Raw genomic sequence first — 9,449 nt, forward strand, 5'->3', positions numbered from 1 at the left:
TATTATTGTTGTTTATTCTTTCCGTATATCGAAGAATAATGTGTTTCTGGCTTTAAAACTATAAGTGTTGAATACGCTTTTTACCCACTTCACAAATATAATAAAAAATAATAATAACAGGGGCAGTTAAATAAATAATTGTTATTAAAATCCTGATAAGATAAATTTATAAATATCAATAGTTTATAAACAGAAAGAGCATAAATAATATTATCTATGCCCTTCTTTCTTATAGTGCAAACTATATGATAGATCCTGAGGTTATTAGACTTTAGGATCGGGGCCATATTGGTTGTCCCCTTTATTTCCTTCTGTAATAGCCAAAATGAGATTGTAGATAGGAATTAATATAAACCATCCGCTTTTACCAACATCGTGCATTCTTCTTACATAAACAGCGATTGAAGGGATGAGGATTGCCAAATACGCTAATCCTAATAATCCCAAAACGATTGATCCAATAGTTGTGGAAACAAATGCAAGGATAATACCTACTATGTATAGGGCAAAGTATCCTATCATCACAAAAAGATTGTACATCCAAAATTCTTTTCGTCTAGCTCTTCCGTTAAAGTCTGCGTAATGTTCTTTCACTACTTTTAAAAACCACTCCATTATAATATTAGTTTTGTAAAAAATTATCCTACTCTTTTGGCTTTTCGGTTCCGCCTCGTTTTTTTGTATGGTTTCAGATCTCCATGTCGTTTATGTTATTTGGCAGCAAAAGTATATAAAAAAACACTACTTCCTAAATATATTTACTGATAATGCTTGTTTGTGCATAAGGCTTCTCTCTATTGTAAAAGAGAAAATCTATTTCCTTTCTTCATAATTACTTTTTTGTCTTTATTTAGTTTTTTTATCATGGCTTATTGTAATATTCAATAGAGTTAAGCTGTCTTTTATCTTTTTGTGAAAAAGGGGTAATTTGTGAGACAAATTTTGTTGATTTAAAAATATTTTCCCTGTTTTTACAATTATTGTAATTATGCATCGCTTTTAAGTTTTTTTTTAATCAGCAAAAATATATTCAAATGTTTTGGTGTAATCAAAATATATAATATATTTGCAGTGTATTAATAAACTAGTGCACTGTTATGGTAGAAATAAATAATCTTACTTTTTATTACAGAGAGCGTAAGCCTATTTTTGAGAATGTTTCATTTGAAATGAAAAATGGTATTTATGGTTTGCTCGGAGAAAATGGTGTTGGAAAGACCACATTGTTGCGCATTATTAGTGGGTTGTGTTTTCCTAAAAAAGGAAGTTGTCAAGTATTAGGTACTGAAACGGCACTTAGAAATCCCGATATGTTGAAGCAATTGTATTATCTGCCTGAAGAGTTCATTGTGCCATCGCAGACAGTTAAAAGCTTTGTAAAGTTGAATTCAGTATTTTATCCCAACTTTAGCAATGAACAGTTTAATTCATATTTAGATGATTTTCATTTGGATATTGATTCTCGGATGAAAGAATTGTCTTTTGGACAGAAGAAGAAAGTTCTTATCGCTTTTGCTATATCTCTTAATACACCGGTTACCTTGTTGGATGAGCCTACTAATGGGCTGGATATCCCTTCTAAATCTCAATTTAGAAAAGTAATAGCTTCGGCATTTGACGAAAACAAATGTATCTTAATCTCCACTCATCAAGTTCGTGATTTGGAAAGTCTGATAGATCCTATCATTATTCTTGATCGCAATCAGGTGTTACTTAATAATACGGTTGAGGAGATATCTAACAAACTACTGTTTACTTATTCTACTACAAGACCCGAAGACGCCTTGTTCACAGAGCAAACTATGTTGGGATACACTTCGGTCTTGGAGAACAAGTACAATGAAGAAAGTACATTAAATATTGAAGCTTTGTTTAATGCGGTGGTTACGAATAAGGAAAAAATAAGGAATATATTTAACGCTTAACGAAATGGATATGAGTGCTGTATTTAATATAGAACGTTTTTGGAATTTGCAGAAAAGGGAGTTTGCAATGTATTGGAAGCAATACCTTTTTATTGTATGCGGTATAGCTGCGTATTATACAATTGCGACTGTTTGGGAATCTATCGATACCGGATGGTTATGGAATATGCTTCCTCCGGTTTATGTAGCAATTATCATCTGTAGTATTTCTTTTGATAAGAATTTAAGCGATGCTAATAGTACTTTTTATTTTACCTTGCCGGTATCTACTTTTGAACGATTTTTGGGTCTGTGGATCAAATATATTGTTATTATACCCTTGCTGGTTTTTGGCGTATCAGTGTGCTTAGATTTTATATCCTCCCTATTTGTCTCCACTAGACATCCTGTCGTTAAGTTTAGCGATTGGTGGGATTATCATATGTTGTATGCTGCTCAATCAGTTTTTTTGTTTGGGTATGCATGTTTGAAGAAAAGGTCTTTTGTGAAGACATTGTCATTAATCGCTGCGTTTTTTATTTTTATAATAATTGTTTCTAAGATTATTATAAATCAATTCTATCCGGAGGTATCCTATATAAGAAGTTCTATGGATCCGATTTCTATTCTAAGCTTTGATGGCTATTGGATTCCCGAAGGCGATTCATCTCGTTTTGTAGCAACACAGGCAACACTGCTGTATGATGTAGCTAAATATATACTGGCAGCGATATTCCCTCTTGGAATGTGGGTGTTGACGTATTTCAAATTAAGAGAAACAGAAGTATAGTATTATGGATTTCAAAGCAAATAAACCAATATATCTTCAAATAGTAGATTTCTGCTTTCAGCATATCCTTACAGAAGAATGGCGCGAAGATGAGCGAATTCCGTCTGTTAGGGAGCTGGCGATGACATTGCAGGTGAATCCTAACACGGCTATGAGAGCCTTTGAATATATGCAGTCTGAGGAAATTATATATTCGAAACGCGGCATGGGATATTACGTCGCCGAAAATGCTAGAGGACAGATATCGAAGCTTCAGAAAAAAGAATTTTTTGAAGAAGTACTACCCGAAACTTTTCGTTCTATGAATTTACTCGATATAAGTATCGATGATATAGTAAAGCAGTACGAACAATTTAAAAAGGAAGTAAAATGAAAAAATATACAAACAAAATTTTCAATATTATGATTGCAGTCGTTATTATTTGTTTTATTCTAATGATATTTCAAATAATGGAGATGATAATATCTTCTCTATAATACTTAATTTATAAATCTCATTCCTGCTTAATAGAATTCAATTCGTAAAAGGCAAGGGTGTAATAGGGGTAGAACATCAAATCTATTATGTCACACCGAATGGAGTGAAATATCTCGCTTTTCTTATTCGAGATCCTTCACTTTAATCAGGACGAAATAGCGGAAAATATAACCAGAGTTAAAAAATTCTAACCCCTATCACATTCCTTGCCTTTATTTTCCTTTTGTATATAATATTCTTTTTACAACTGCATTTGTGACACGCACAGACGAAATTAGTTTTCCTGTTGTCTCCGAGAAGACGTCAACATTCCAAACGTGAGTAGATCGCCCTTTGTGTTGTAAGGTACCTATGGCTCTTACCATATCTCCTATTTTCGCACTGGAGATATGACTGGCACTTATTTGCATGCCAAAGCATTGTTCATCGTGTGCACATAGTGTGTTAGAACCTACGCCGGCAACAGATTCTGCCAGAGATATTGTTGCTCCTCCGTGTAATACGCCCATCGTTTGACTCAAACGTTTTTCTACGGGCATAATAGCTTCAAGAGACGTTTGATCATCCGATTCTATGAATGTGATGTTCAACGTCTCTATCAATGTATCTTTAATACGTTCTTGAATGTTATTGGTGTTCAGCTTCATTTAATTTTATTAATCAACGCCTATGATAAAACCGTTGGCAATAATAGAGCCCCCTTCTTCGAGCTGGATATTATAGCCCATGATTGGTTCGAGTATGCCTTCTATAATAGCAATTCTATCCGAACCGGTACTCAGTATATCATAGAATTTTAAATAATCGCCCACATTGCATGATTTTACTGATGCATATTTGGGATTTTGAATTGTCATTTCCGGATCGATAGAAACCCAGCCTCTTTCGCTCCAGAAGGGATATTGAGAAGTAACAAGTACCTGCATCTTGTTTTCTAAGACGATGCGTGCTAATCTGTTGAACATGATTTTGTCCACTCCTGCTACTTTTTTCTTTTCGTATAAGTCTTTTGTGTAGTCATAAGATAAAATAACGTCGCCCACAGTAACATCTTCCACTCCTTTTCTTAGATCGTCTCCCATTGTTATTTGAGTTCCTGTTGCAAGATAGTTTTGGGCATTAATACTCAGATTCAGTGCAAACGAAGAAAGAAACGTGAGTATCAAAATGTTTGTTTTCATAATTTTATGTTTTTGTGTAAAGTTTATGCAAAGATAGAAATATTTTGAATATCGGATTCAAAACTTAATATATATTGTGAAAACAAGCAGTCTATTCAACCGTTACGGATTTTGCCAAATTGCGCGGCATATCTACATCCCTGTTTTTATTTACAGCAATATGATAGGCGAGTAGCTGTAGGGGTATGACGGTTAGTAAAGGGTCGAGACATTCTATTGTAGTCGGTATTTCAATATAATGGTCGGCTATTGACTTCATTGTTTCATCGCCTTCGTTTATTATGGCTATTACTTTGCCTCTTCTGGCTTTTATTTCTTGTATGTTACTGACTACTTTGTCGTATATGGCACTATGAGTTGCAATCGTTACCACCGGCATCTCATTGTCTATGAGCGCTATTGGTCCGTGTTTCATTTCGGCTGCCGGATAACCCTCGGCATGTATGTACGATATCTCTTTTAGCTTGAGGGCTCCTTCCAGAGCTATAGGGTAATTGTATCCACGACCGAGGTAAATAAAGTTTTGTGCATAAGTGAAGATATTGGATAGTTCCTTAATCTTTTCATTGCTTGATAAAACTTTTTTTATTTTCGACGGAATAGACAGAAGCTCTTTAGTGATTTCTATATATTTTTCGTCCTCTATCACCTTTTTCTCTTTCGCAATAGTCAAGGCCATTAATATGAGGGTTGTAACCTGTGCCGTGAATGCTTTGGTCGATGCTACTCCTATTTCGTGTCCACAATGCGTATATGATCCCGAATTGGTGTTGCGAGGAATTGATGATCCTACAACATTGCATACTCCATATACAAAAGCTCCGGCCTTGCGTGCTAGTTCAATTGCTGCAAGCAAATCGGCAGTTTCTCCCGATTGAGAAATTGCGATTACGATGTCGTCGGCATAGATCACAGGATTTCTATATCTAAACTCTGAGGCGTACTCTACTTCAACGGGAATGCGGCAAAACTCCTCGAATAAGTATTCTCCTATTAGTCCGGCGTGCCATGAAGTTCCACATGCGATGATAATGATACGCCGTGCATTTATGAATTTTTCTTTATGGTCTATTATCCCGGATAAAGTTATGTTTGTACCTTCTATATTAATGCGTCCGCTCATGCAGTTTTTAAGAGTTTCAGGTTGTTCGAATATTTCTTTTAGCATGAAGTGTGGATAGCCGCCACGTTCTAGTTGGCTGAGATTCATTTCCAATTGTTTGATCTCCGGTGTTTTCTGTATGTTGGAGATCGTAATTATCTTAGGCTCTTTATCTCTTTTGAGTATAGCTATTTCTTCATCATCCAGATAAATAACCTTGTTGGTATACTCTATAATAGGAGAAGCATCTGATCCGATGAAAAACTCGCCATCACCAATTCCGATAACTAACGGGCTGCTTTTGCGTGCTGCAATTATCTGGTCGGGCTTTCCTTTTTCTATCACGGCTATGGCGTATGCACCTACTACCTGATTGAGTGCAATTTGAACTGCTGTAAACAGATCGCAATTATTTAAGCTTTTGATATATTCAATTAGCTGTACCAGTACTTCCGTGTCGGTACTACTTTGAAAACTGTACCCATTTTGTGTTAGCTGAGCCTTAAGTACTGCATAGTTTTCTATGATTCCATTGTGTATGAGGGCTAAAGACTCTGATTGAGAGTAGTGGGGGTGTGCATTGCAGTTGCTCGGTTCGCCATGTGTGGCCCATCTGGTATGTGCTATGCCGATTGTGCCGGTTGTGTCTTTTCCTTTGGTATATTCCTCAAGATGCTGTACTTTGCCTTTTGTTTTGTATACCGAAAGGTTGTCTTCACTATTTATAATTGCTACTCCGGCACTGTCATATCCTCTATACTCTAGTCTATGTAAACCTTTTATCAAAATGGGGTAGGCTTCTCTAAAGCCAATATATCCTACAATTCCACACATATTGTTTTTTTATTTGGCTGTAAAGATATATATAGTATTGTTAAAAATATTGTTTCCAAATATTAAAAACGTTAATATTAACATAAATGTATTTTGCGGGTTTAATAAAATATAAATACATACTAGACTTGAGTAATTTGTATATATTTGTTTGTAAAAAAGAGCCAAAAATGAAATTTGTACATACTGCCTTATTTATATTCTTGTTTTGTATATTAACCCCTGTTTATTCACAGAAAGCTATTACTGCAAAGTTTTTGACAAAAGAAACATCGTCATTGAATGGAGTTATTCCTCCTCTCTATAAGGATGGCGAGAAGACGTTATACGATTTTTTAGAGACTAATATAAAATATCCTCCCATTTTGATAAAAATAAAGATGGAAGGGGATCTGGAGTTGAAGTTCAACGTAGCTAAAGATGGAAGTGTAAAAGATGTAGAAATAGTAAGAGGATTTGATCCGGATGCAGATGACGAGGTTATACGTGTTTTGCAAGCGATGCCCAAATGGTCGCCTGCCTTGCTTGATGGTAATCCTGTCAATTTCACTCAGCATCTTTCTGTCACTTTCAAGTTGACCGATACGTTAATAGCACAAGCAAAGGAACAGCCTAAAAACGAAGAGCAGAAATTAACAAATGAGTCATCTTTGGTAATGATTCCGACAGATACCTTGACACAGATAGAAGAAAAACAGATTGTTCAAGAGTCTGACTCTTTAAACACTGATCCTCAATATCCGGGAGGGCAGGAGGCACTAGATACTTACCTGAAGACTAATATGAAATATCCGAAGCGTGCCATTAAATATGGAATAGAAGGTCGGGTTATATTTAATATAGAGGTGTCCGCTGAAGGTGAGATATCAAAGATATGGTTGTTTAAAGGTGTGTTTCCTGATTGTAATGAAGAAGCTTATTATTTGATAAAAAAAATGCCTAAATGGATTCCCGGATTGAAAGATGGGGTTCCTGTCACAAAGCAGGTGATGTTGCCTATTTCATTTGAATTACCTAAATAGAAAATAACTCTCATGTGAACTAATTTAACTTTTCTTTGTTTTATATCTGTAATGTAAATAGTAACAGTATATATTAATGAAAACATTAGAACGTAATACAGATTTAGGACTACTTATTCTAAGATTAAGTGTTGGTATATTAATGCTTTTGCATGGGATAGCTAAATTATCACATGGGGCAGGAATGATAGAACAAATGGTGGAGGGTGCAGGATTACCTTCTTTTATCGCCTATGGGGTGTATGTTGGAGAGATTATTGCTCCTTTGTTTATAATTTTCGGATACGGCACACGCGTTGCTGCAGCAATATTTGTATTTAATATGTTGGTTGCAGTTTCGCTTGCTCATAGCGGTGATGTATTCTCGCTAAATGAGACCGGAGGCTGGATGCTCGAGTTGCAAGGTTTATATATCTTTGGCGCTTTGGCTTTAGTGTTTACCGGTGGTGGCAAATATGCTCTTAGTAAAAAGCATATCTGGGATTAAAAAAGAAAGATATTTTTTGCAAAGCATGAGACTATAGACTAGTCTCATGCTTTTCTTTTTATATAAAATATTATCTTTGCCGCATCATGCAGAGAGTGCAATTTTATATTTCGAATTTTAATACCAAAAAACATATTTTAGAAAAATGACAAAAAGTGTCCACCGTATTGATGTTGCCGATGCCCTGAGAGGTCTTTCGGTACTAGGCATAGTGTTAGTACATAGCCTCGAAAACTATAATCTTTTCAATTTTACTCCGATAGATACTCCATTTATGAAGTTTCTGGATTCGGTTCTATTCGATTCTACTTTTTTTATTTTTGCAGGAAAAGCTTATGGTATATTTGCCTTATTATTTGGCTTTAGTTTTTTTATTCAGGATAATAATCAGTTAAAAAGAGGCAACGATTTTCGTCCTCGTTTTTTATGGCGTTTAGTTTTACTATTCGTTTGGGGAATGATCAATTCTCTTTTCTATACGGGCGATGTTCTGGTAATGTTTTCACTCATTGGTATTATGCTGATATTAACGGCACGTTTGTCTACCAAGACTGTATTGATTATCGCCACAATCTTTATCCTTCAGCCAATAGAGTGGGGGCGTGTTATTTATGCTTTAGTTAATCCGGACTATGTAATGGGCGAAAGTATGGTAGGATATCATTATGGTAAATTAAATCCTATCTTGATAGATAAATCGGCAAGCTTGAGTGATATCTTTAATGTAATGTTGCATCATGGAGAATGGGGTAGCTTTATGTGGGCATGGGAAAATGGACGTTTTTGTCAAGTTGCCGGATTGTTCTTGTTCGGAATGCTTATAGGGCGTACAGAATTCTTCCTTCATCCCGAAACCAATATTCGCAAATGGGTTCGTATGCTAATTCTTGGAGTTGTTTGTTTCTTCCCTCTCAAAGGGTTGACCCTTATGCTTCCGGGCTTTATTGAAAATAAAGCAGTGTTAGAGCCTTTAGGGATAATAGTTCAATCTTTTACCAATGTTTCATTTCTGTTTTTCCTTGTGTCATTAGTCCTTATTGTTTATTATTCTACTGAAAAAGGACGATACTTATTAAGGAAATTAATACCTTATGGTAAAATGAGCCTTACCAATTATATAACTCAATCTTTGCTAGGTGGTGCAATATTTTATAGCTGGGGGCTTGGTCTATCAGTGAGTATAACAATGTCCTTTCTGATCGGGGTCGGAATATTCATCGTACAATATATATTCTCTTGTTGGTGGATGAAAAACCACAAGCATGGACCTCTAGAATATATATGGAAAAAGGCAACATGGATTGGCTCAAAGAAAGATTAAAACGTTTGTATTGATATTAAAAATAAAACCTCAAAAGCAAAATGAAGCTTTTGAGGTTTTATTTTAGATTTGTATGATATTTTCTAATTCGAGGGTTTCAACCCTTTTTCGAAAACTTCTGTAATTGTAGCCTCTATGATCTTGCTTTCACTGATTTTTAAATCTTTTGCAATTTGGCTTTTCAAATCAGATTGAACGTAAATCAAAGGATCTTCGCAAATTACTTTCTTTAATCCCCTTGAGTCATCCAGTGTTGCAAAATTTTTATCCTGCATTTTATATTTACCTTTTAGCGGGTCTGCGAAATTAAGATAATAATAATATGTCTTA

At 35.2% G+C, this 9,449-nt stretch carries 10 protein-coding genes and 1 pseudogene; 6 read left to right on the forward strand and 5 right to left on the reverse strand.

Translation table 11 applies throughout. The features are described from left to right. Positions 1 to 264: 264 nt before the first annotated feature. Positions 265 to 615, reverse strand: coding sequence for a DUF805 domain-containing protein (locus tag LDB17_RS07735; RefSeq protein WP_252636560.1), 351 nt, complete (start codon positions 613 to 615; stop codon positions 265 to 267). Positions 616 to 1,097: 482 nt separating this feature from the next. On the opposite strand from LDB17_RS07735, the gene LDB17_RS07740 reads away from it, so the two are divergent. Genes LDB17_RS07740 through LDB17_RS07750 form a run of 3 tightly spaced genes read left to right on the forward strand, consistent with a single transcriptional unit; the run spans position 1,098 to position 3,067 of the window. Then, positions 1,098 to 1,925 (forward strand): ATP-binding cassette domain-containing protein, encoded by an 828-nt coding sequence (locus LDB17_RS07740; RefSeq protein WP_252636559.1) that lies wholly within the window; start codon positions 1,098 to 1,100, stop codon positions 1,923 to 1,925. A gap of 10 nt (positions 1,926 to 1,935) precedes the next feature. After that, positions 1,936 to 2,694 carry a hypothetical protein gene (locus tag LDB17_RS07745; protein ID WP_252636558.1) on the forward strand — a complete coding sequence of 253 codons (759 nt, stop codon included), beginning with the start codon at positions 1,936 to 1,938 and terminating at the stop codon, positions 2,692 to 2,694. Positions 2,695 to 2,698: 4 nt separating this feature from the next. Further along, positions 2,699 to 3,067 (forward strand): GntR family transcriptional regulator, encoded by a 369-nt coding sequence (locus tag LDB17_RS07750; protein ID WP_252636557.1) that lies wholly within the window; start codon positions 2,699 to 2,701, stop codon positions 3,065 to 3,067. Positions 3,068 to 3,384: 317 nt separating this feature from the next. On the opposite strand, the gene LDB17_RS07755 is transcribed toward LDB17_RS07750, so the two are convergent. From LDB17_RS07755 to glmS, 3 genes are all read right to left on the reverse strand, one after another. Then, a complete protein-coding gene (locus LDB17_RS07755) occupies positions 3,385 to 3,819 on the reverse strand; it encodes a PaaI family thioesterase (protein ID WP_252636556.1) in 435 nt (144 codons plus the stop codon). 9 nt (positions 3,820 to 3,828) lie between these two features. Beyond that, the gene (locus LDB17_RS07760) at positions 3,829 to 4,353 is read right to left on the reverse strand and encodes a hypothetical protein (protein ID WP_252636555.1); all 525 of its coding nucleotides are present in this window, start codon (positions 4,351 to 4,353) and stop codon (positions 3,829 to 3,831) included. Between the two features lie 91 nt (positions 4,354 to 4,444). After that, positions 4,445 to 6,289: a glutamine--fructose-6-phosphate transaminase (isomerizing) gene (gene glmS / locus LDB17_RS07765; RefSeq protein ID WP_252636554.1), complete on the reverse strand. Its 1,845-nt coding sequence runs from the start codon at positions 6,287 to 6,289 to the stop codon at positions 4,445 to 4,447. Positions 6,290 to 6,459: 170 nt separating this feature from the next. Here glmS and LDB17_RS07770 point away from each other — a divergent pair, with 170 nt between their 5' ends. From LDB17_RS07770 to LDB17_RS07780, 3 genes are all read left to right on the forward strand, one after another. Then, entirely contained in the window at positions 6,460 to 7,311 is an 852-nt protein-coding gene (locus tag LDB17_RS07770; RefSeq protein ID WP_252636553.1) for an energy transducer TonB, read from the forward strand. A gap of 76 nt (positions 7,312 to 7,387) precedes the next feature. Next, positions 7,388 to 7,798 carry a DoxX family protein gene (locus tag LDB17_RS07775; RefSeq protein ID WP_252636552.1) on the forward strand — a complete coding sequence of 137 codons (411 nt, stop codon included), beginning with the start codon at positions 7,388 to 7,390 and terminating at the stop codon, positions 7,796 to 7,798. A 145-nt stretch (positions 7,799 to 7,943) separates the two neighbouring features. Then, complete coding sequence (locus LDB17_RS07780; RefSeq protein WP_252636551.1) at positions 7,944 to 9,119, forward strand: DUF418 domain-containing protein; 1,176 nt, start codon at positions 7,944 to 7,946, stop codon at positions 9,117 to 9,119. Between the two features lie 83 nt (positions 9,120 to 9,202). Here LDB17_RS07780 and LDB17_RS07785 read toward each other — a convergent pair. Beyond that, positions 9,203 to 9,449 (reverse strand): annotated as a pseudogene (locus LDB17_RS07785) (hypothetical protein); the annotation flags it as partial.

This window comes from Dysgonomonas sp. Shenzhen-Wh21 (assembly GCF_043392705.1).
Lineage (GTDB): Bacteria > Bacteroidota > Bacteroidia > Bacteroidales > Dysgonomonadaceae > Dysgonomonas.

Bases quoted from the DNA above. Each gene is read 5' to 3' on its own strand.
- LDB17_RS07735 (WP_252636560.1), bottom strand. From the start codon at position 615: ATGGAGTGGTTTTTAAAAGTAGTGAAAGAACATTACGCAGACTTTAAC.
- LDB17_RS07740 (WP_252636559.1), top strand. From the start codon at position 1,098: ATGGTAGAAATAAATAATCTTACTTTTTATTACAGAGAGCGTAAGCCT.
- LDB17_RS07745 (WP_252636558.1), top strand. From the start codon at position 1,936: ATGAGTGCTGTATTTAATATAGAACGTTTTTGGAATTTGCAGAAAAGG.
- LDB17_RS07750 (WP_252636557.1), top strand. From the start codon at position 2,699: ATGGATTTCAAAGCAAATAAACCAATATATCTTCAAATAGTAGATTTC.
- LDB17_RS07755 (WP_252636556.1), bottom strand. From the start codon at position 3,819: ATGAAGCTGAACACCAATAACATTCAAGAACGTATTAAAGATACATTG.
- LDB17_RS07760 (WP_252636555.1), bottom strand. From the start codon at position 4,353: ATGAAAACAAACATTTTGATACTCACGTTTCTTTCTTCGTTTGCACTG.
- glmS (WP_252636554.1), bottom strand. From the start codon at position 6,289: ATGTGTGGAATTGTAGGATATATTGGCTTTAGAGAAGCCTACCCCATT.
- LDB17_RS07770 (WP_252636553.1), top strand. From the start codon at position 6,460: ATGAAATTTGTACATACTGCCTTATTTATATTCTTGTTTTGTATATTA.
- LDB17_RS07775 (WP_252636552.1), top strand. From the start codon at position 7,388: ATGAAAACATTAGAACGTAATACAGATTTAGGACTACTTATTCTAAGA.
- LDB17_RS07780 (WP_252636551.1), top strand. From the start codon at position 7,944: ATGACAAAAAGTGTCCACCGTATTGATGTTGCCGATGCCCTGAGAGGT.